General features: G+C 33.0%; 20 protein-coding genes. 12 read left to right on the top strand and 8 right to left on the bottom strand.

The annotated features are described in order from the left end of the window. The first annotated feature begins 18 nt into the window (after positions 1-18). From C8P67_RS03300 to C8P67_RS03310, 3 genes are all read left to right on the top strand, one after another. On the top strand, positions 19-228 hold the full coding sequence (locus C8P67_RS03300; RefSeq protein WP_115810385.1) for a hypothetical protein: 210 nt from the start codon (positions 19-21) through the stop codon (positions 226-228). 23 nt (positions 229-251) lie between these two features. Next, positions 252-737 carry a hypothetical protein gene (locus tag C8P67_RS03305; RefSeq protein ID WP_115810387.1) on the top strand — a complete coding sequence of 162 codons (486 nt, stop codon included), beginning with the start codon at positions 252-254 and terminating at the stop codon, positions 735-737. 84 nt (positions 738-821) lie between these two features. After that, positions 822-2,306, top strand: coding sequence for a DNA/RNA helicase domain-containing protein (locus C8P67_RS03310; RefSeq protein ID WP_115810389.1), 1,485 nt, complete (start codon positions 822-824; stop codon positions 2,304-2,306). Between the two features lie 54 nt (positions 2,307-2,360). Here the strand turns inward: C8P67_RS03310 and C8P67_RS03315 are convergent, their stop codons facing one another. After that, positions 2,361-2,963, bottom strand: coding sequence for a recombinase family protein (locus tag C8P67_RS03315; protein ID WP_115811028.1), 603 nt, complete (start codon positions 2,961-2,963; stop codon positions 2,361-2,363). 1,339 nt (positions 2,964-4,302) lie between these two features. On the opposite strand from C8P67_RS03315, the gene C8P67_RS03325 reads away from it, so the two are divergent. Next, the gene (locus tag C8P67_RS03325) at positions 4,303-6,894 is read left to right on the top strand and encodes a hypothetical protein (RefSeq protein ID WP_115810393.1); all 2,592 of its coding nucleotides are present in this window, start codon (positions 4,303-4,305) and stop codon (positions 6,892-6,894) included. A 48-nt stretch (positions 6,895-6,942) separates the two neighbouring features. Here C8P67_RS03325 and C8P67_RS03330 read toward each other — a convergent pair whose 3' ends face one another. The 4 genes from C8P67_RS03330 to C8P67_RS03345 all read right to left on the bottom strand — a co-directional run bounded on the left by C8P67_RS03330 (position 6,943) and on the right by C8P67_RS03345 (position 9,252). Next, entirely contained in the window at positions 6,943-7,233 is a 291-nt protein-coding gene (locus C8P67_RS03330) for a hypothetical protein (RefSeq protein WP_115810395.1), read from the bottom strand. A gap of 28 nt (positions 7,234-7,261) precedes the next feature. Further along, a complete protein-coding gene (locus C8P67_RS03335; protein ID WP_115810397.1) occupies positions 7,262-7,627 on the bottom strand; it encodes a hypothetical protein in 366 nt (121 codons plus the stop codon). 46 nt (positions 7,628-7,673) lie between these two features. Beyond that, positions 7,674-7,856, bottom strand: coding sequence for a hypothetical protein (locus tag C8P67_RS03340; RefSeq protein ID WP_115810399.1), 183 nt, complete (start codon positions 7,854-7,856; stop codon positions 7,674-7,676). A 403-nt stretch (positions 7,857-8,259) separates the two neighbouring features. After that, positions 8,260-9,252: a Gfo/Idh/MocA family protein gene (locus tag C8P67_RS03345; protein ID WP_115811030.1), complete on the bottom strand. Its 993-nt coding sequence runs from the start codon at positions 9,250-9,252 to the stop codon at positions 8,260-8,262. A gap of 567 nt (positions 9,253-9,819) precedes the next feature. Between C8P67_RS03345 and C8P67_RS03350 the strand changes: the two genes are divergently transcribed. From C8P67_RS03350 to C8P67_RS03380, 7 genes are all read left to right on the top strand, one after another. Next, the gene (locus C8P67_RS03350; RefSeq protein ID WP_115810401.1) at positions 9,820-10,197 is read left to right on the top strand and encodes a PH domain-containing protein; all 378 of its coding nucleotides are present in this window, start codon (positions 9,820-9,822) and stop codon (positions 10,195-10,197) included. A gap of 160 nt (positions 10,198-10,357) precedes the next feature. Beyond that, positions 10,358-11,368, top strand: a complete 1,011-nt coding sequence (locus C8P67_RS03355) for a dipeptide epimerase (protein ID WP_115810403.1) — start codon at positions 10,358-10,360, stop codon at positions 11,366-11,368. A 354-nt stretch (positions 11,369-11,722) separates the two neighbouring features. Next, positions 11,723-11,890 carry a hypothetical protein gene (locus tag C8P67_RS22050; RefSeq protein WP_170141403.1) on the top strand — a complete coding sequence of 56 codons (168 nt, stop codon included), beginning with the start codon at positions 11,723-11,725 and terminating at the stop codon, positions 11,888-11,890. Between the two features lie 62 nt (positions 11,891-11,952). Continuing rightward, positions 11,953-13,023: an aminotransferase class I/II-fold pyridoxal phosphate-dependent enzyme gene (locus C8P67_RS03365; protein WP_115810406.1), complete on the top strand. Its 1,071-nt coding sequence runs from the start codon at positions 11,953-11,955 to the stop codon at positions 13,021-13,023. Between the two features lie 300 nt (positions 13,024-13,323). After that, on the top strand, positions 13,324-14,640 hold the full coding sequence (locus C8P67_RS03370) for an ammonium transporter (protein WP_115810408.1): 1,317 nt from the start codon (positions 13,324-13,326) through the stop codon (positions 14,638-14,640). Between the two features lie 511 nt (positions 14,641-15,151). Beyond that, complete coding sequence (locus C8P67_RS03375; protein ID WP_115810410.1) at positions 15,152-16,477, top strand: ammonium transporter; 1,326 nt, start codon at positions 15,152-15,154, stop codon at positions 16,475-16,477. A 188-nt stretch (positions 16,478-16,665) separates the two neighbouring features. Then, the gene (locus C8P67_RS03380) at positions 16,666-17,205 is read left to right on the top strand and encodes an NADPH-dependent FMN reductase (RefSeq protein WP_115810412.1); all 540 of its coding nucleotides are present in this window, start codon (positions 16,666-16,668) and stop codon (positions 17,203-17,205) included. Between the two features lie 70 nt (positions 17,206-17,275). Here C8P67_RS03380 and C8P67_RS03385 read toward each other — a convergent pair whose 3' ends face one another. The 3 genes from C8P67_RS03385 to C8P67_RS03395 all read right to left on the bottom strand — a co-directional run bounded on the left by C8P67_RS03385 (position 17,276) and on the right by C8P67_RS03395 (position 22,003). After that, complete coding sequence (locus tag C8P67_RS03385; protein ID WP_115810414.1) at positions 17,276-19,303, bottom strand: protein-disulfide reductase DsbD family protein; 2,028 nt, start codon at positions 19,301-19,303, stop codon at positions 17,276-17,278. A gap of 9 nt (positions 19,304-19,312) precedes the next feature. Then, positions 19,313-20,623, bottom strand: coding sequence for a tRNA lysidine(34) synthetase TilS (tilS, locus tag C8P67_RS03390; protein ID WP_115810416.1), 1,311 nt, complete (start codon positions 20,621-20,623; stop codon positions 19,313-19,315). Between the two features lie 90 nt (positions 20,624-20,713). Beyond that, positions 20,714-22,003 carry an anthranilate synthase component I family protein gene (locus C8P67_RS03395; RefSeq protein WP_115810418.1) on the bottom strand — a complete coding sequence of 430 codons (1,290 nt, stop codon included), beginning with the start codon at positions 22,001-22,003 and terminating at the stop codon, positions 20,714-20,716. Positions 22,004-22,210: 207 nt separating this feature from the next. Between C8P67_RS03395 and C8P67_RS03400 the strand changes: the two genes are divergently transcribed. Then, positions 22,211-22,891: a DUF4349 domain-containing protein gene (locus C8P67_RS03400; RefSeq protein ID WP_245980363.1), complete on the top strand. Its 681-nt coding sequence runs from the start codon at positions 22,211-22,213 to the stop codon at positions 22,889-22,891. Positions 22,892-23,046: the final 155 nt, after the last annotated feature.

The raw sequence follows: 23,046 nt of genomic DNA on the forward strand, positions 1-23,046 counted from the left end.
ACCAGTAAAAAAAATAAAATGAGTAAAGAAAGTGTCCAAATATTAATAGAAAATGTGGAATCAATTGAAAGGGATTTTGAATCAAAAGTAGATAGCAATATTTTAAGCTCTACTATAGAATCTAGTTTGATGACAATAAAATTAGCGAAAACAAATCCAAATAATAACGAAGAAACTTTAAATGATTTAGAACTTAGACTTTCAAGAATTTTATCAAAATTATATTAAAAAAATTGAATTAATTAAAAGATATGAAAACAACTGAAACTACAAAGGTATTAACACCAAAGGAAAAAAGAATTGCTAAAGTAATAGCTGAAAGTGAAGCTAAATTAAAGCTAGATATTGCTGAGATTGAAAATGAAGAGGAAGCAAAAGAAGCACGCAAGGAACTAGAAAAAAAGATTAAAGAACTAATTAGAGAGTTTGAATTTACATACAATGTTAAGTACAAGATAGACGATACGCCAAGTGAGAGCAAGGAACAAAAGAAACTTACTATAGAAGAAAAATATGAACTTGCCAAGGCTGAATTAAATAAGGAAAATCAACTTAAATACAGAATGAATGATACCAAGGATGCTATCATTGGAGCAAAAGGAGAACCAATAACAAGTGTAATCAAAATGCGTGTTGATGGAAAAATAGAAACACTATCGGTTAGAAACTTTTTTGAACATTTGAAACCCGAAGCAACCAAAGAAGAACTAGATAAATTGTATCCAAATAAAAAATAATATAACTAGTGTATGCACTTAGTTTTCTATCATAACACAAGTTATGTATAAACTTAAATAACTACTTAATAAATAATATCTTGAATGAAACAAGTAAACCTAATTTCCCTACTAAGTGCATATAAAGATTTAAGTAAAGAATCTTTTAGTTCTTACTTAACATATTACAATATCAATGTAAAAACTAGTGAATTAAATGATTTAAGCGCTCTAGTTAATACATTTCTATCAATAAACACCAATGTTATTTTGTTTGATGAGTATTTTGTTGGGTATTCGATTCCACAAATTAGTAAAGAATTTGACTTGTTAAGGATAGATGACAAAACAGTGGTTAATATCGAGTTAAAAAGAACAAGTACAGAAGATAAAATACTCACACAGCTAATACGAAATAAATATTATTTAGAGTTTTTAAACAAAGAAATATATAGCTTTTCTTTTGTTTCAGATACAGGAATACTATACACACTTGACAAACAAGACAAACTAATAGAGGTAGATTTTATAGAACTAATAAATATCTTAATTCAGCAAGATGTAAAGAAAATTAATGACATAAATAAGTATTTTGACCCATCGAATTACTTAGTTTCTCCATTCAACTCAACAGAAGAGTTTATCAAGAGAAGATACTTTCTTACATCTCAACAAGATGATATTAAATTAAAAACATTCACGCAATTGAGATTGCCTTCACCATCGATTATTTCAATTAAAGGAAATGCTGGAACAGGTAAAACATTATTAACTTATGATATTGCAAAAGAAGTATCAGATACAAATGATGTACTTGTAATACATTGCGGAAATTTAAATCTTGGACATAGAAGTCTTAGAGATGATTACGGTTGGAATATTATAGGAGCAAGAGACTTTGCTAGTGAAAATTTTTCTAAATATTATTTAATAATAGTTGATGAAGCGCAAAGAATGTATTCTACTCAACTGAATTATTTAATCAATGAAGTTAAAAAAAATTCTAATAATTTAATATTTTCTTATGATGGTAAACAAACTTTATCTAAAAAAGAAATTGATTATAATAATATTGAAAAAATTGAAAGTGAAATAACAACACTACCATTTGAATTAACAGATAAAATTAGAACCAATAAAGAAGTTGCTTCTTTTATTAATTGCTTATTCAGCAGTAAAAGAGGACTAGTAAAATTGGATTATGATAATATTGAATTTCACTATTTCAACAACAATAATGACGCCAAATTCTTTATAAATAATCTAAATAAAGAATATTGGAAAATCATTAACTATACACCAGACAGAGTAAGAACTTTACCTTATGAGCATCACAATATTGAAGATGTATTTGAAAATGCACATTCAGTAATTGGGCAAGAATTTAATAATGTTGTTGCAGTAATTGGTGAACACTTTTACTATAAAAACAACTATCTTTCAACAAGGAATTATAAAGATAATCCATTCTACCACCCAACCAATATGTTGCGTCAGATAGTATCAAGAACTAGAATTAAGCTAAAAGTGGTTATAATCAAAAATCAAGAAATTCTTGATAGGTGTATGGAGATTTTGAACCAAAAATAATACATATATTAATGAATAAAGGCTATCTATTACGATAGCCTTTTAATATCTTATTTATAATTTAGCCAAAATTCCTTTTACTTTCTGAACAGTTGATAAACTAACATTACTTATGCTAGCTATTTTTCTTAGCGATAAATCAGAATGATTATTAAGTGTTTTAACAACTACTTTGTACTTTTCTAATACTTCACTATCGCTAGCACCCGAACCCTTTACACGTCCTTTAAACTTACCTTGCGCTACCGCAATTGCAATTCCTTGCGCTTGTCTTTCTTTTGAATTGTTTCGCTCCATTTCGCTAACATTAGCTAAGACATCAGAGATTAACTTAAACGTTGGATTGACTTTATTATTAACAAGGCTTTCAATTCCTAGGTTATCTACTTTAAGTGTAACTAGCTTAGCATTGAAGTATTGAATTGTCTTTTGTATATCGTAGGTAGTACGTCCCAAACGGTCAACAGCCTCACAACTGACATAAGATACTTTACCGTCTTCTATTGCTTTGATTAACTCTAAGGCTTGTGGTCTTTCAGCAAATGGAACAGCACCACTTATAACATCAATAAATACCTGTTCATCATTATGTGAGTTCACAGTTTGACGGATTGTGTTTTGAGTTGCTGAACTTACTCTTATGTATCTTGCTTTCATAATTATCATGTTTATTTGAACATGGTAAAGGTAAACCATTACTTTGATGTATGCAAATAAAGTATACTAATAACGCAGTCATTTTTTCATTATCTTATTAACGTATTAACTAGTTTAAAAGTGTATTTATGTATGTACTCTAAACACATACACTAATATAGACACTACCATTATTTAACTCCCTTTTTGATTTCATTTTTTTATGCGCATTGCTAGATTATTTTCCTCTTTTTTAATTGGGACATAACTATTTTAACATTTTACTGAGTGGTTGTGAGACCATCCGATGAAAACAGATTTTTTGCTATCACTAGAACAGAAATGAAAAATAATACACCTAGCATTTAACGGAGAATGTACATCATAATCGGAACCAAAAGGAACAATAAACAGCCAAAAAATACCCGAAATTTTACCGAGCCTATACGAGTGTACATATACGACCCCCCCCTCGATGTACACATACCACTAGCGGGTAACTCGACCAAGTAAAACTAAAATTCTTAACCTAGGGGGCGGGGTGGGTAACAAAAAGCAAACGATAGCCGAACTTGGTACTTGACCCTTTCCTTTAGTGATGCCGTCTTGACAGTTTTTCTTTATATACATTTCATCAGGACGCTATCACTATTTTAAGAAAAACCTAGAAAATGCGGTACTTAACAACCTTTTAAGTATCCGTACGCTGAGGTCAAATAATCATTCCGACCTCACAGACCATCAAAAAAGGGTCATAAACTATCGTAACAAAATGTTATATATAAAACAAATGTTGCTTTATTTGTTAAATAAGTGTAATTCATTTGACTTTTTTGGTATCTGTAGTATAATTGTAATATAACGAAAGGAATAAAACTTTAAAATTAAAATGAGTGAACCAAAAAAGAAATGGGGTCTAAGCGTAGAACCTACAACATTAACATTACAGGAGCGTAAAGATGCAATGCTATTCTTAGCATTTCTAAACATCTTTGATGACTACAATAACGCATTAAGAATGTACAAAGATTATTGGTTAGATACAGTCCACCAACTACCATGTACGAACAGTGAGAAGTACAACGGAATAAAGCAAACAAGATGTTTAGCGATGCGTAGGATTAAGAAAGTTTATATTGATTACATCACTTTAAACTAAAAAAAAAGAGCGTAACTAGTTGTTACACTCTTTAATATTGGGTTTGAGCGACCTAATAAAATAATGTTCATTTACTGATTTATAATCTTGTTAGTAGTAGCTAACAACAATGAGCAAAAGACTTAATTACCTATTAACAAATATACTTAATTTTTATAAAAAGTCAAATTGTTAATTAAGTCATTAATACCAAATATATAGGTGTTAGAGAATGTTAAAACAATTAAATTTAATTCAAAATATGTAAGCGGAACAGCTAAAGAGTTAATAACAAGTTTCGAAAGGAACACATACATAATAAAAGGCAGTACAGGTATTGGTGGGACTACTGCACTACTTAACTACAAAGAATCAAACTGCTTAATTATATCGCCAAACGTGGGAATGATTAAAGGCAAAGAGAACCAAAAATACATTAGTGACCGACAAGTATTCATTTATGCAAGTTCAAAGGATAAATGGAAAGACGTTAGCGAATATCTAGATGATGAAGACAATAAAAACTTAATCATTAACACCACACCCGACCAGATTTGTATAATAAGAAACACCAATAAAGAACTATATGACAAGCTACGCAGTTTCAATGTATTTGTAGATGAGTTTCACGTTTATACAACCGATGCCATGTTTCGAGATAGTGTAGGTCAGTTGATGGAAATCATCTTCAATGAATGGATAGCAAAGTTTAAGTTAAGCACTGCAACACCAAACTATAATCTATTTGACATACCTAAAAATATCGATATTGACATCTACAAGATTGAACGTGCAGACCAACCCAAAAATCAACTATTCTACTCGTACGACATTAATGATGTGAAACCATTCGTCTATGACGAGGTGGCTCAGGGTCGTATGGTTGTGTTGTTCACAAACAATAGTCGCTACCATAAATCATTTAAGGATTTAAGAGTACATAACTTAACAGGCGAAACACTAAAGGTAAAACTAGCACCATTCGAACGTGGTCAAGATGGAATTAATTTTGCCAGTGATACACAAGTGCTGATAGTTAGTAGTTCGTATTATGCGGGGTTTGATATAGATGTTGATTGCAGTATGATTTTCGTTAGCGAAGAACTAATGCCACAAAATAAGATTAACATTAACAACCTTATGCAAGCGTATGGACGTGGACGTGCAAACATCCATAACGCACTATACATTAACGCTAGAGCATTCAAAAACCAACCAAACGCAGTAACTACACTCAATGATGTAAACAAAGCAATAGCGGTGGCCGAAACGAGTATTAACGATGCAAATGAAGACCTAAACAAAAACACGAGTTATAGTTTAAATATTTTGTACGTTAATCGTTCCCAATATAGAGCTGAAGCGATTCAAGTAGCTAATGACTACATTCAGTACACACCAACTGAGATGATTAAGACACTTGAATGTAACAACTTTGAGGTTGTTGAGTATGACAATAGCTATGTTAATGACATCGTTACACAAAGCACTACCACACTATTTCAAGATAGGATTAAAAACCTACTACAATTAGATGAAAAGAGTTTATTGTATAGTTATCTAACAATCAAAAAGAACTTAACATACAAAGATAATCCAACGTTTACGACTAGTCTAGCACTAGAATACTTAACAAGTATCTTAATCAAAAAAAGCAATACTCATTTGGTTATTATGCTAGACAATAAGCGATTAAAGGCAAATGAACTGTATGGTTCTTTCAACTTGTTTTTAAGAGTTAATCATCCCACTACATACTTATATGAACAACTAACAAACGTACAAATACGTAAAGCAGAAAGCCTACATAAGCAAGAACAATACAATGAAAAGCTAAGTGGTAGTTGGTTGTTAATAAAAGAATGGTATTTGTTGTATGCGGTGCATAAAGCAAAAAAAGGAATACTTCCGACCAGCATTGAACGTGAAATACTAATCTACAAACATTTTTACGATGAACAAGTATATAACAATAACTCTAAGGATAAGCATAACCGCATACGTACCACAAAGAACCACATCATTAAACAACTCGATGATGATGAAATAACACTTTCGGATAGTGAGGCAAATTGGTTAAATGAAGTATTAAAGAATAGATATAAGAGCATAGATAATGGCGAAACTATATCGAACAATAACACCAAAGTGCATCTAGTGAAAAAAATGGTTAACGCTTTGCTATTTATCTGGTCGGGGGGTAAAAATGAAATCATCAAAGAGGTTAAAAATAGAGAGTACCATTCAATAACACAGCTACCAAGTGCATTTAGATGCATCATTCCGATTAAGTACGTTAGTGTTGACTTAACTTGTGCTAATCCGCAAACTGTAGATAGCATTTTAAATACAGAGGTCGCAATGAATGTGTATCCTAACTTAATGAGCAAGCGAAACATAACAAGGAATGAAGCAAAGAAAATGTATAACTCGTGTTTAAACAATCACAAGTTAACAGTTTCTAAAGCATACGATTTATACATGGATGCTGGCTATGGAGCAATCAAAGCAAAGGAATTAAGCAAACTAACAGCACAAGTATCCAAAGGTTCATTCTATGAAGTTATGACGCTAAATGAGAAACGATTAATGGAAAACTATGCTAGTGTTTTGCCAATACAAAGTTATAGGTTTCACGATGCAATCATCATTGAGTTTGAAGATGTAGTAAGTAACAATATAACACTACCAAACTATGTGAATGATTATGTTTACCATACGGATTTGTTTAACGATTCAAGTGATTATACTGATGTAACAAATGAAAAAGTACTAAGTGCAAATGGATTCGTTCCCAACCATAAGGTAGCATAAGAATAACCAAATAAAAAAGCTACCATGTGGTAGCTTTTTATTATGGTACTATTGTACTTTAGCTTTTAAATTCATTACCAAATAACCTATATCTTTTTCGAAGTATCTAGTATTTATTAATCCATCAAATCGAGGTTTTGCATTATCAACATCCAAAGCAATTTGATAAAGATTATATTCTTTAATATACTCTTTTGCATCCTCCATTATCTCATAGAGTGTTTCATTTAATTTGGTTTTCTGTTTTATATCAGTTGATGAGTTAACTAATTTCCTTAACTCACTAAATTTTACAATAGAACCTTCTAAATAATCTATTGCATCTTTTATCTTATCCATTTTCTTATTAGTATTTCGAAGAATTTACTTAGTAAGGTTTAACCTCCAATGTACTTAATTCCCTAATTTTATTGAAGTAATTTTCCCAACTACCATTTGGATATCTTGGGTTAGTGTTATCGTCATATAAGAATAACATGGTAATTTCTCCTTGTTCATCTCTCTTGACTAAGTTTTCAGAACCTGCAATTTTTAAAAGCTTAGTTTCAGTTAATCCTTTGTATTTAGTATGAATAGGGTTTTCAGAGAAAGCACCATCACTATGAATAGATGTAGCACTATGTGTGTTCCAACCTAGGGGAGCATATTCTCTATTGAATGCAAACCATTCATTGTGTTCATTTCGTTTGATACCATAAGGTAAATTGATTGCAAAGAAAGTTGATAGTGGCATAAAAATATTAATTAAGTTTAAAATATTCAGTATTCAAAAAAGTATGTTACAATGACCAATCATTCAAAAATTTATCTCTTATACTACCTGTTTTAAATTCAATACTATATACAGTACCATCTTTAGTTTCGATTTTTTCATACGTACACATATACTCACGGAGTAACTTTTCTAATCTAGGAATAGAACCTTTATCTTTGTCTAAGATTGTAATATCAATATCATTCATTATACTAGTTTTTGAGTTCCTTATAAAAGTATTCAATTTTCCATAATGAAAATAGTTTTGGTCATAAAGTTATCAACTTAGATTTTATTGCATATAGCTATTATCTGACAAATAATAATGATTGCCCCTACGGTCATAATAACCTTATACATTAGCTTTGATTGTGGATTCATATTTTTGTATATTTAATTTTAATACCTACTAGTTTATAATTATTGTTTCAACAGTGATTGTCGTTGCTTCGACCCCAAAAACAGCACTTCCGTAAACTTTAATTAACATATAAAATAGTTTTTCTAAATGTAAAAACTATTTTACCTTAAATCAAGAGTATTTAATTAAATTCTTACGTAATATCATTTATAACACAAAATATAGCTGTTTAATGAAATTTGAAACATAATTAAGAATACACCAAACCAATTTGATTTTTTACTTCTTCCACAATTTTAGCTAGTTCCAAACTGTTTTGATGACACCAAAGTTCGCTTTCTGTTTTATTGGCTCTGAGGCAGGCATGGCATTCTTCAATTTCGTAAGTGTATCCTTTACCTAATGTTGGTCTTTCAAATTTTGATTTTTGCGCACCCTCAACCAAAGTACCATGAGTTAACGAATAGGATTCGGTCATGAACCAAAGCGGGTCTAGATTGATTCGTCCTTTTGTACCGCTTATTGTGGCATCGACATTGCAGGTGTATAAAAAACTGCAATGCAGTACGGCCTGCGCATTTTCATACTGCAGAATAATAGACGTTTGTGTATCGGCTCCTGTGGAATAAAAATTAGATTTTGCTACAATTCCTTTAGGTTTTCCTAATATCAAATAAGCCAAAAACAAAGGATATACACCTATATCCATCAGTGCTCCGCCACCAAGTTTCATATCCGTCATTCGGGTATTATCTGGGTTCTCGAATTTGATTGAAAAATCTGCATTGACGTATTTTACTTCTCCTATCGTACCGTTTTGAATGTGTTCCAAAGTTTCACGAATCGAAGGATTAAAACGCGTCCAGAATGCTTCCATGAAAAATTTATTGCTTTTTTTGGCAGTAGCAATCATTTGTTCTACATCAGAATAATACAGGGCTAATGGTTTCTCGCACAGTACATTCTTATTGTTTTCCAATGCTTTGATGGTTAACTCTGCATGCGAATCATGTGGTGTTGCTATATAGAGAATGTCAATGTTTTTGTCTTGAAAAAGCTCATCATACGATCCATAAGCTTTTGGACACTCGAACTGATTGGCAAAATCTTGTGCTTTGTCAATATTTCTGGAAGCTACAGCACAAAGTTCGGCCGAATCAATCAGCTCTAATTCACTTGCAAACTGCTTGGCAATATTTCCCAAACCTACAATTCCCCATTTTATTTTTGAAGTTTTTTCCATTGAATTTAAATTCCTTTTTTCAAATGTATTAAATATTTTTTCAAAATAGAAAATGCTGATTTTCAGCAGGACATTAGCTTTTAAAAGCTTGCGCCACGAATTCACTAATGAATCACAAATTACAATATGTTTTAATTACACGAATTATTAAAGCTGATAGAATTCGTGTAATACGATTTCAATTTTAATAAAAATTAGTGACAATTAGTGTAATTTGTGGCTAACTTTTTTTAAATGCGAATATCCTAGTTTTCAGATATTAAAAGTTTTTTTGACCGCTGATTTGACAGATTAACACAGATTAAAAATTTTAAATTCAATAAAAAAACTAAAATCGATTGAATGACTGAACTTCTCGTTTAACCGTGTAAGGGATAGAAGCAAGTTACCTTGTAACGCGGATAGCCCGACCGCATCCCGAAAAGAGGGCGTATCACCGCAAAGTAAATTTGCCCTCTTATCGGGATGGGGTTACACCCAAATGATTTTTTATGATTTTGCACTAAATTATAATGCTGTGAGAAGTAAAATCTTTAAATTTGGTTTTCACAATTTAAAGAGAATCACATGGGACTATTTAATGCCATTCTGGGCAATGCATCTGAAGTAAATCTTGAAAATCTTTCGAAAGAATTTGAACCTTTACTGATTGAAGGCGAAAGAATCGAAAAGGGATATAAAGTAATCAAGGACATGTTTGTTTTTACGAATAAAAGACTGATTTTAGTCGAAAAACAATTGGTGGGAAGCAAAGTGGATTATCTTTCGATTCCGTATTCGTCCATTAAAAAATTCTCTAAAGAAAGTGCCGGAATCCTAGACATGGATGCCGAATTGAAGATTTGGCTTTCTGGTGAAGATGCGCCTATTTCTAAACAATTTGGGAAAGGCGGGAATAATATCAACGAAGTGTATCAGATTTTAAGCCAACATATATTGAAGTAAATTGAGATACAAGAAGCAAGAGTCAAGAAGATAGATGTAAAAAAGAAGATTTTATATTGAGGATTTGAAATTAGAATCTTTCCTCTGAGCTCTTGCTTCTTACTTCTTATCTCCTTAAACACAAAATTCCTGCCTCTTTCGAAACTAACAATGAATACACATGAAAATAATCATCCGCACTTTTAAGCTTCAATTAAAGCATACTTTTACTATTTCGAGAGAGTCACACGATGTACAGCCTACGCTTATTGTAGAACTGCAGAGTGATGGGTTTTCGGGGTTTGGGGAAGCTACTTCTAATCCGTATTATAATATTACAGTTGATAGCATGAGAGCCAATCTGGAAGCAATTATTCCGTTTATAGAATCTCATAACGATGAAACTCCTGAGGAATTTTGGGACAGTGCTTCGGCTTTATTAAAGGATGATATGTTTGCATTATGTGCTTTGGATATGGCTTACAATGATTTGTATGCTAAGAAAAAAGGCAAAAAACTATATGAGCTTTGGGGGAATTCTCCACTCCACAATCCTAAAACCGATTATACCATTGGCATTGACAAAATCGATAAAATGGTAATGAAACTCAAAGAAATGCCGTGGCCGATTTATAAAATTAAATTGGGTACCAAAGATGATATTGCGATTGTTACCGAATTGCGTAAACATACCGATGCCCGTTTCCGGATTGACGCCAACTGTGGCTGGACTGTTACCGAAACGATCAATAATGCAGTTGCATTGAAGAAATTAGGCGTTGAATTCCTAGAACAGCCAATGAAAGCTGATCAATGGGCGGCGCACAAAGAGGTTTTCAAACATTCGGTTCTGCCAATTGTTGCTGATGAAAGCTGTATTATAGAAGAAGATGTCGCCAAATGCCACAATCATTTTCACGGTGTGAATGTCAAATTAGTAAAATGTGGCGGTCTCACTCCTGCCCGAAGAATGATTGCCGAAGCTAAACAATACGGCATGAAAACTATGGTGGGCTGTATGACGGAATCTACTGTTGGGATTTCCGCCATTGCGCATTTATTACCAGAGCTGGATTATGTAGATATGGATGGTGCTTTGCTCCTTTCTGAGGATATTGCGACCGGTGTTACGATCACCGACGGGATTGTTCATTATGCAGACTCGAATGGTATTGGGGCTGTTCTAAAATAGAGAAACAAAAACTGACACAAACAAGACTATTTTTCAATTTTTGCTAAAGAAATGATATCTAAAATACTTTTATTTTTATTAATTTTTCTTTTTGTATATAATATAAAAAAGATATTTTATTACATTAAAAACTACAATGAAATTGAAGAAGCTCATTTTAAAAAAAGAACAAACTTAGATTTAACAAAATTGACTAAAATATCAAATGGCCGATTCTTCTTTGGATTAGCAGAGTATTTAAGAGTCAAATCTGAATTTTATTATGACGAAAAATATTTATATGTAATAAACACAAAAAATCAAGTCAATAAACATTGTATATCTAATATCATAGAGATTACTAAAACCTCAATTATGATTAACGACAGAAGAGTTTGGAAAATCGTAATTAATAAAGAAGATGATAAAATAATTTATAAACTTACCACTAATGACACTCTATCCAACAACAATTTCAATTACTTTTTAGACAAGGTAAACGAAAACGATAATTCAATTGTAGATTCTGATTGGTTGTGGTAATAAAGAAAACTGAACTACCATAAAATCAATACTTTTTTAATCTGTGGCAAAAACAAAATACAATGCACGTAAACGAAATTCCAAATAGAGTATTTTACAAAGACGGAGAAGAATTTCTGTACTTTGGCGGTACTAATTATTTAGGAGTTACTACGCTGACTGAGTTTCAGGAGATAATGCTGAAAAGTTTTCAAAAATGGGGAACCAGTTACGGAAGCTCCCGTTCTGCCAATATTCAATTGGAGATTTATAAAACCGCCGAAGATTTATTGGCCAAACAAATTGGGACAGAATCGGCAGTTACTGTTTCATCGGGCATGCTTGCAGGAAAACTGGCTTTGGAGCAGTTACAGCATTCTACCGACCTGCTTTTTCATTTTCCGAGTACACATCCCGCTTTGATGCATCCGTCTTCATTACCGCTTATTCAAAACGGAAAACTGAATTCTTTTCTTCTGGATTCTTCTGTAACTAGAATTGGGATTGTAGCCGATGCGATTCCGTCGCTGGAAGTCACTCCTATCGATTTGAGTATACTGCAAAATATTCCGAGTAATAAAGAAATCATTCTGCTGTTAGATGAATCACACAGTATTGGAGTTCTTGGAGATCAAGGACAAGGAGTACTTCATCAATACAGTCTACCAAACGTAAAGCAAAAAATAATCATTGCATCGCTGGGAAAAGCATTAGGACTTTCAGGAGGCATTATTGCCGGGGATTTTCAATTTATCGATGCAGTAAAAAAACAACAGAATTTTATCGGCGCTTCAGGAATGAATCCTGCTTTTTTGGAAACTTTTGTTAATGCGCAAGAACTATATCAATCGCAGAGACAGTTGTTAAAAGTCAATTTAAATTATGTTGCAAAGAATTTATTATCCAATGAAGCTTTGACCTTTATCGAAAATTATCCGGTTATTTATTTCGATCAAGAAGAATTACTGCAAATGCTCTTGGAAAACAATATTATTCCGACTTCGTTTCCATATCCAACAGCTTCAGGAAAATTGAGCCGAATTGTAATTAGTGCGCATCACACCACAACCGATTTAGACAAAATGTTACAGCAGCTTAATATGTTTACACAGCTGACATCCGATTTAGAAGGTGATATACGATTTGTGCTATAATTCTAAAAAAGATATTTTTTTTATAACAATACATTACATTATTATTGAATACATAACGCCAAAACTGTTTAAACTTTATAAATTAAGTTAACAGCTACAATTTACAGAAAACACTATCTTTAATATCAAATAAAAAATGCAATAATTTAAATTATTATTATTTTTAAATCATTTTTACATCACCTACCCCATTTTTTACAGAGGTAAAATATAAAAATGACAAAAATAACACATCAAGACCCTTTTTAACAAGGTGTTCGAAATGATTTTTTATTTTTGCACTAAAAAAAATAACACAAAATGCGAAAAATAGTTTTAAGTGTGATACTTGTCACAATTTTGGTACTATCCTATTTCTCTAATTACTTTTTAACCATCCACACAACTAATCCGTCCGAAATTTCAAAATTCGATACTGGTGATATCGCATGGATGGTAGTAGCCTCGGCATTAGTATTATTAATGACCCCTGGATTAGGATTTTTTTATGGCGGTATGGTTGGCAAAAAAAATGTAATCAGTACTATGCTTCAAAGCTTTATGGCTATGATTATTGTAACCGTTTTATGGGTACTTATTGCTTTCGGATTATCCTTTGGCCCCTCAATTGGAGGTATTATAGGAAATCCAATACCATATATCTTCTTTCAAGGAGTAGGAATTGGCACCTCATGGAAATTAGCGCCAACAATTCCGTTTTTACTATTTGCATTATTTCAAGCTAAATTTGCAATTATAACACCTGCTATCGTAACAGGTGCCTTCGCAGAGCGCATCCGTTTTTGGGCTTACCTATTATTTATGGTGCTATTCATACTTTTTGTATACGCTCCGTTAGCACATATGACTTGGCATCCCGATGGATTACTATTTAATTTTGGAGTATTGGATTTTGCCGGAGGAACGGTTGTACACATGAGTGCAGGATGGGCCGCATTAGCTGGTGCCATTTTTCTCGGAAAACGAAAATCACCGAAACCAAATCCAGCACGTATTACGTATGTATTATTAGGTACAGGATTATTATGGTTTGGATGGTTTGGCTTTAACGCCGGTTCAGCCATGGGAGCCAATGGTCTTGCTGTACAAGCACTCGGGACAACCACTGTTGCCGCCGCCGTTGCCTCAATGACCTGGGTGTTTCTTGATAAAATAATGGGACACAAACTTTCGGCCATGGGCGCTTGTATCGGAGCAATTGTTGGACTGGTAACTATTACGCCGGCTGCTGGATTTGTAAGCATGCCGCATGCAATCACAATGGGAATTATTGGAAGTATCATAAGTAACATTACTGTCAGCAAATTTCACAAATTTAAAATCGATGATGCATTAGATGTATTTGCATGTCACGGTGTAGGCGGAATGGTCGGTATGGTATTAACAGGAGTATTTGCTTCCAAAGATATCAATCCTGCTGTTGTCGATCAAGGACTAGCTTTTGGAGAAACTACTTTATTCATTCATCAGATTATTGCTTTGGTAGGGGTTTCAATATTTGCTTTCGCAATGTCATATTTCCTTTTTTATATAGTAAACAAAATTACTCCTCTGCGGGTAACTGAAGAAAGGGAAGAACTAGGATTAGATATTTCACAACATGGAGAATATTTATAGATTATTCTAAACAAAAACAAAAACACACTCTAAATCAGAGTGTGTTTTTTGTTTAGATTCATTTCAGCCAATCTAATTTCTAAATATGCTTCCTCCTATTATTTAGAAGAAAATCAAAACTGGCGCAGCCAAGCCACCTCGTTCTACGCATTTTTTTTCAAAAATAACAAGGAGAGCAATTTCACAATAAACTATTAAAGGCATCAACAACCTAGAGAATAGGCAAACTGCATACGGTTAACTAAAATTTTAAGTAATCATTAACAAAAATATCGTTCAACTACCAAAACCGGCGATAATATCATAAATTGTTTGATGATTCAGGAATAAAACTTAAAAAAAACTTAAAATTCCGTTAACACATTCTTTATTTTGACTAAAAATATTAAATACCCCTCAAAATACAATGGTACTAAATAAAAATTTCGTAAAAATAACCACAGTACCCCGTATTTTTTGGAGGGTATAAAATGATTTGATACTTTTATAAAAAATTAAAAAATCAAAAACTATGCGAAAAATTATTTTAAGTGTGATATTAATCACAATTTTAGTACTATCTATTTTTTCAATTTACTTTCTTGTAGAATCTCCAACACTAGGAGCACACGTTGTTGAATTAAAGCTAGACACAGGAGACACGGCTTGGATGATTGTGGCCACAGCCTTTGTATTATTAATGACGCCTGGACTTGGTTTCTTCTACGGCGGAATGGTAGGCAAAAAGAATGTTATCAGTACGATGTTACAAAGTTATATGGCGATGGTTATAGTAACCATACTATGGATTGTAATTGGATTTGGATTATGTTTTGGACCTTCAATCGGCGGTTTTATTGGCGATCCTTCTTCAAACCTATTTTTTAACAATGTAAGTGCCAACACTGCTTGGGAATTAGCACCAACAATTCCTATGATTTTGTTTGCATTATTTCAAGCAAAATTTGCAATTATCACTCCTGCATTAATCACTGGAGCTTTTGCTGAAAGAGTACGTTTCTGGGCTTACCTATTATTTATGGTATTATTTATATTAATTGTATATGCTCCATTATGCCACATGACTTGGCATCCTGATGGATTATTCTTCGGATGGGGAGTATTGGATTTTGCAGGAGGAACAGTAGTACACATGAGTGCTGGCTGGGCTGCTCTTGCAGGAGCTATGTTTTTAGGAAAAAGAAAAGTTCAAAAAGCAAATCCAGCTCGTATTACTTATGTATTATTAGGAACTGGTTTATTATGGTTTGGCTGGTTTGGATTTAATGCCGGATCTGCTGTAGGAGCTAGTACTCTTGCTGCACAAGCATTAGGAACAACAACTGCTGCTGCTGCTGCTGCTGCAATGGGATGGGTTTTCCTTGATAAAATTATGGGTCATAAACTTTCTGCAATGGGAGCTTCTATCGGTGCAGTTGTTGGATTAGTTGCAATTACTCCTGCTGCTGGATTCGTAAGTATTCCTCACGCTATAGCAATTGGTATTATTGCAAGTATCGTAAGTAACCTTGTTGTTAGCAAATTCCCTAAAGGAAAAATTGATGATGCATTAGACGTTTTTGCCTGTCACGGTGTTGGAGGTATGGTTGGTATGCTACTAACTGGAGTTTTTGCTTCAAAAGCTGTTAACCCGATTGTAGGTGATAACCAAGGTTTAATTTTTGGTGATCCAACTTTATTCTTAATCCAATTGAAAGCATTAGTTCTTGTTTCTATATTTGCTTTCGCTGTTTCTTATGCTTTATTCTTTATTGTAAATAAAATTACACCTTTAAGAGTTACTGAAGAAAAAGAAGAATTAGGATTAGACATTTCTCAACACGGAGAATTCTTATAAAATTCAAATCTTTAAAATACCACAAAAACACTCTAGAATTTATTTTAGAGTGTTTTTTTTTATTCAAAATCTTTCAAATTGCAGATTGCATTTTTTAGTAAAACAATTATCTTAGCTAAGAACGCGCTGTTTTAAATGTTGTTATAAAACAGACATTCATAACAATACTAAAAACTCTGTCAGCAATAATGAGCAGCAAAAAAAATATCTTCGTAATAATAGGAAGCGCAAGCAAAAATTCTGCAAACGAAAAAATAATTGACCTCTTTATCAATCAAACAAATGATTATTTCAGTTTTAATGTATTTAAGGAATTAAAAACACTTCCACACTTTGATCCCGAGCTTTCTGCAGAAAAACCTCCGCAAGCAATAATTGAATTCAGAAATAACATTGAAAAAGCAGACGGAATAGTAATTTGTTCTCCTGAATATATTTTTAGCATTCCAAGCGGATTAAAAAACGCAATTGAATGGTGCGTTTCAACAACTGTCTTTACCGAAAAAGCTACCGGTCTCATAACTGCTTCGGCAAGCGGAGAAAAAGCTCATGAAGAACTACAGCTCATCATGAAAACAATGATGGCGAAATTTACAAATGAAACAACACTGCTAATACAAGGTGCAAAAGGAAAAATAACCGAACAAGGACAGCTTAATGATGACAAAACAAAAGCAGAATTTTCAAATTTCATCGAAGCTTTTAGAGCATTAATTGTAAAAAAATAAGAGCACTTAAAAAAGTGCCCTTATAAAAATCATTCAATTATTATTTACTTATATATTCTCCTAAAAGAACTTATTTTTTAAAATTTAAAATACCGTTTTTTAACCAGGTTTCATATTCTACAGCATTTACATAACTAATAGTCGGCTGGTTTTTATTCAGATTATTTCCTTGCAAATCAGTCAGCACATACAGAGGCTGCGTATTCGTATTGTATTTTGAAATCATAAAATCAGTCCATTTATCTCCTATCGTTTCAATTTCTGCACCTGTTGTTTTAGATATAAACTGCTCACTCTTTGGTAATGGCCTTTGATCATCCACATATAATGAAATTAAGACTACATCATTTTTAAGAATAGAAAGCACACTAGTAACAGACCAGACATTGTTTTCCATTTTTCTGCAATTTACACAGGCATGTCCAGTAAAATCAAGCATTATAGGTTTATTCACTGCTTTGGCATATGCAAGTCCTTTATCATAATCATCAAAAACAACAATTTGGTGAGGACCTAATTTTGCACCTTCTGGCAAAGTTGCTGCTGGTGCAACTGCATTAGAACCACCTACACCATATGGGCTCTCACTGTATTCCATTGGAGGCGGAAATGCACTTATCAATTTAAGCGGAGCTCCCCAAAGCCCAGGTATTAAATAAACTGTAAAAGACAAAACCAGCAAACCTAAATACAGTCTTCCTACCGAGATATGAGGCAACGGACTATCGTGTGGCATCGTTATTTTTCCAAATAAATAAAAAGCCAATGTTCCAAAAATAGCTATCCAAATCACCAGAAACACTTCTCGTTCTAACAAATGCAATTGCAGTACTAAATCTGCATTAGATAAAAATTTAAAAGCTAAAGCTAATTCTAAAAACCCCAAAACTACTTTAACCGTATTTAACCATCCGCCTGATTTTGGTAACGAATTTAACCATCCTGGAAACATTGCAAAAAGCATAAAAGGCAAAGCCAAAGCTAAGGAAAAACCTAACATTCCTACTATGGGAGCAATTCCGCCTTTGGAAGCCGCATCAACTAAAAGAGTCCCTACAATAGGGCCGGTACAAGAAAAGGAAACAATAGCTAACGCCAATGCCATAAATAAAATTCCAATAATACCTCCTCTATCAGCTTGACTGTCTACTTTATTTGCCCATGAATTAGGCAGCATAATCTCGAAAGCTCCAAGGAATGATGTTGCAAATACGATTAATAAAATAAAGAATATAATATTAAAATATACATTGGTAGACAGCGCATTCAATGCATCGGCACCAAAAATCCACGTAACCACAAATCCTAATAATACGTAAATAAGTATGATCGAAATTCCATAAATAATGGCATTTCTAATTCCTGCAGCTTTATTTTTACTTTGTTTGGTAAAAAAACTTACTGTCATCGGAATCATTGGAAATACACAAGGTGTCAGCAAAGCAGCAAATCCAGATAAAAAAGCAATAAAGAAAATAGACCATAATCCTTTTCCTGATTTAGGCTGTGACTGTTCTACCGTCTTAATTTCTGTAATATCCGGAACATTGTTCTCTATTACTGCCGGAGCAATACTTGCAGTATCTATTTTAGTCCCATCCTGTTTTGCAACAGCAGCCGGAACTATTTCTGCAGCAGTATTTGTTTTTACTGTAGGTATATTAAAAGTAAATTTCTTTTCCAGATTAATACAAACCTCTTTACAGATCTGATAATTCAATTCAGCCTGAATAGCTGTAATTTTAGGATTTAGCAGCTTTATTTCCTGCTGAATCTGCGCTTTATCATGAAAAAATGTTTCATTTACTCCAAAAACATCATTGAAAGCTGTAGTAGTCTTGCTTTCTTTGGCTTTGCCAACCAAATCAAAATTTCCTTTTTGATCTTTAAAAATAACTTCCAATGGAAGCGGTCCTCCATCAGGGGTAAATTGTGAGTATATATGCCAATCCTTTTCTATTACCGCATTAAAAGTTAAAATATAATTAGTTTCCGATTTCTTTTCGATTGCTATCGTCCATTTTGCTGGATCCAAAACCTGTGCATTTACTTTGGCGAAAGCTAAAAAAGCAAGCAGTATAAAAAGTAATTTCTTCATTATTAGTAGCTAAATTAATTCTATTTTTAATATGTTTTTTGTTGTATTAACTGTTCTAAATCGATTGTCCGCCCGTATTCCAACTACCCAGACTATTTGCTCTCCTGAACACAGAATCCAGATATTCTCCTTTTCGATCAGTGATAATTTTTCATCTTTAAAAAGCTTGCTTACTTTCTTCGATTTTCCACCCATTCCGAGAGGTATAAAGACATCTCCTGTTTTCCACTTCCGCAAAACCAAAGGATAAACCAATTGATCAGCGTCCACAAAGATAACTGTATTTGAATCAATCAAAATGTCATCTGCTTTGCTTATACTCAATTTTAAGGGAACATTAACTTCTGTCTGATTTTCGGTAATATAAAATTCTTCTGAAATTTCGATTTGCTTAACAGGGCATACAATTATAAAATCCCTGTCTTTCAATAATCGGTAATCTGTGGCAAAAACCTGTTTCCCAGACTGTCCATCTACTAAATCATAAATATCATCCCAAGCTGTAAACCCATATTCTTTGAGCCATTGGTACAAATAGGACTGATAATTTGGCAATTGCATCAGCTTTTTTAAGTCAAAATGAATTTGATCTTCTTCTTCATGGGCAACTTGCTGATATACCATTGAGGCAGCATCTTCAACCATTGATTGTGACTGCTGCAGATAACTTTCGGTTTTCAGGAATGACGAAATAAAATTAGGATTCAGCTCCTTTAAAATTGGAATTAAATGATGACGAATTTTATTTCTCACATATTTATCAGAAGCATTACTGCTGTCTTCTCTCCATCGGATATCATGCTCTTTGGCATAATTATCAATCTCATTACGAGTCAAAAAAAGCAAAGGGCGGATTATTTTATCATTTTGAACAGGAATACCAGTCAGTCCTTCCAATCCTGTTCCTCGTGTAAAATTTATTAAAAAAGTTTCCAGATTATCATCAGCATGATGTGCGGTGAGTATGTAATCAAAATTTTCATTCTCGAGCAATTCGTAAAACCAATTGTATCGCAAAACTCTCGCAGCAACTTGAGTAGACAATTTATAATCTTTGGCAAAAGCCTCAGTATCAAACTGAGTTACATAAATTGGAACTGCATTGGCATCAGCATACTCCTGTATGAATTTTTGATCTCCAAAACTCTCCACTCCTCGAAGCTGAAAATTGCAGTGCGCTATAGCAATATCAAATTTCAATTCCTGAAACAAATGCAATAAAACCATACTGTCTAAACCGCCGCTTACAGCAAGAAGCAGTTTTTTTTGATTCAAAAAAGGAATTTCTTTATTGATATGATTTTGAAGTAAATCTTTCATTTATAACTCTTAATTTGTTGGATCTAATTTGAAGACATGCATCATTACTATTCAAAAATACTCATTATTATTTAAATCAAATTGTAATGATTACTGCTGTAAGACTTCAAGCATTGCTTTGGCTTTTAGTAGACATTCCTCGTATTCTTTTTCTGGAACAGATAAGGAAGTTATGGCACTGCCGACAGAAAAAGACACATATTCATTTGCTTCATTATAGAGAATACCGCGAATAACTACATTAAAATCGAAGTCTCCATCAGGTGTAAAATACCCCACAGCGCCACTATACAGACCCCGTTTTGTTTCCTCCAGTTTTTCTATAATCCTCATCGCAGCATACTTGGGCGCACCTGTCATACTTCCCATAGGAAATGTAGTTCTTAATGCGTCTACTGCTGCGTATTTTGGATCCATTTTGGAAGTAATTGTCGAGATCATCTGATGCACCTGCAGAAAAGAATAAATACCACAAAGTTCTTTGACTTCAACCGTGGCTTTTTGGGCTGTATGTGACAAATCATTTCGAACCAAGTCCGTAATCATAATATTTTCGGCTCTTTCTTTGGGATCCTGTTCCAAATTATTTTTTGAAATTTCATCTTCAACTGGGTCAGCAAATCGCTTTGAAGTTCCTTTTATAGGCTGGGAAATAAGAATTTCTTTTTCTTTTTTAAGATATCGCTCTGGTGATGCCGAAAGCAAAAATTGCTTATTATTCTTGAAAAAGACAGTAAACGGCGCCTGCGAAATTTCATTGAGTTTTAAGAATTTTTCTAAAGGATCAATTTTCGCATTCTGAGCAAAAAACTCCATGCAGAAATTAGCTTCATACACATCTCCCTGATGAATATGCTCTAATAATTTAACCACTTTATCCAAGTAACTTTGTTTCGAAATACGCTGCTGAACTGCAATAGTATTTGAAGTAATAGTATCTTGTTTTGCAAAATTAATAATGCTTTCAAAATCTTCTTCAATTTCATCATCACACATTTTTAGATATTGAATTTCAAGCTGATTTCCTTTAAGCAGAAATATTTTCTTTGGCTGAAAAAAGAACAAATCAGGAAAGTCCAAACCATCAAATTTATTGGATTCTAAATGCTCTACATCATTTTTCAAATCATATGCCAGATAGCCAAAAAGCCAGTCTTTGGCAGTCTGCTGGTATTGTTTTAAATCTTCAAATGCATTATGGTAATCTGTTTTTATTGATGTAAACGCATCGACAGCCAGGACACAGTCAAAATTAGAATATTCATCGGAAAAAGAATTGCTGTCCAGAAAAGTGATCTCACGAAATTGCTGTCCCCACCCCACTAGCTGCTGCTTAAGAGCAATTGGTTCCTCAATAATTTTGTAAATGGAAGTTCTCAAAAATTAATCTATTTATTAATTTCAAAATTACAATAAAAAAATAAGGTTTTTCAAGAAGAAATTTCACAAAACCGGCACATAGTTAAATAAATATTAAAAAAGTTTTTTCCTATTAAAACATCATATATTTGATACAGAATTCAAGCTTGAAAATTCAAAAACAATCATTCAAAAAAAAACTATTTTTCCCCCTTTAAAACTAAACCTATGAACAAAGTTTTGAGACGAAGCTTACTATTATTTACTGTTACTGCATTATTATTTATCGGCTGTAAAAAAGCGGAAGCTCCTGAAGAAGAAGCAGTATCTGCAGAAACAGTTTCCGCGGATACTGCTTCTTCATCAGCAGCTGTCGAAAAAGAAGGAAGTACGCGAAAATTTATCCGTACTGCCGATATAAAATTTAAAGTAAAAAATGTTGCAAAATCCACTTATATTATTGAAAACATTACCAATAAATTTGATGGATTTGTTACATATACCAATTTACAAAGTACTATTCTTGACCAATTTGAAACCAAAGTAAGTCTCGACAGCACACTCCAGACAATTCGATACAATGTAGAAAATGACATTACCATCAGAGTTCCTAACAAAAGACTTGATACAGTCATCAAATCCATAGCTAAACAAATCGATTTTCTGGATTACCGCCTTATAAAAGCCGACGATGTTTCGCTAAAAATGCTTTCCAACAAGCTTTCGCAGACCAGAAGTGCTGACAGCGAAAAAAGAATAGAAAAAGCAATTGATACAAAAGGCAAAAAAATTAACGACATCATGGATGCCGAAAATACTTTGGCCAATAAAAAAGAACAAAATGACAATACTAAACTAGAAAACCTGTCAATGGAAGACCAAGTCAATTTTAGTACATTAACACTCTAAATATATCAGAACGAATCGGTAAAACAGGAGATTATCGCCAGTACTAAAGATTCTAATTATTACAAGCCAAATATTGGCATCCGCATACTCGATTCTTTAAAATCCGGCGGATATGTTCTTCTTAATCTTATTGTTGTATTATTTGAAATCTGGTG

This window comes from Flavobacterium aquicola, from assembly GCF_003385115.1.
GTDB classification, from domain to species: Bacteria; Bacteroidota; Bacteroidia; order Flavobacteriales; family Flavobacteriaceae; genus Flavobacterium; species Flavobacterium aquicola.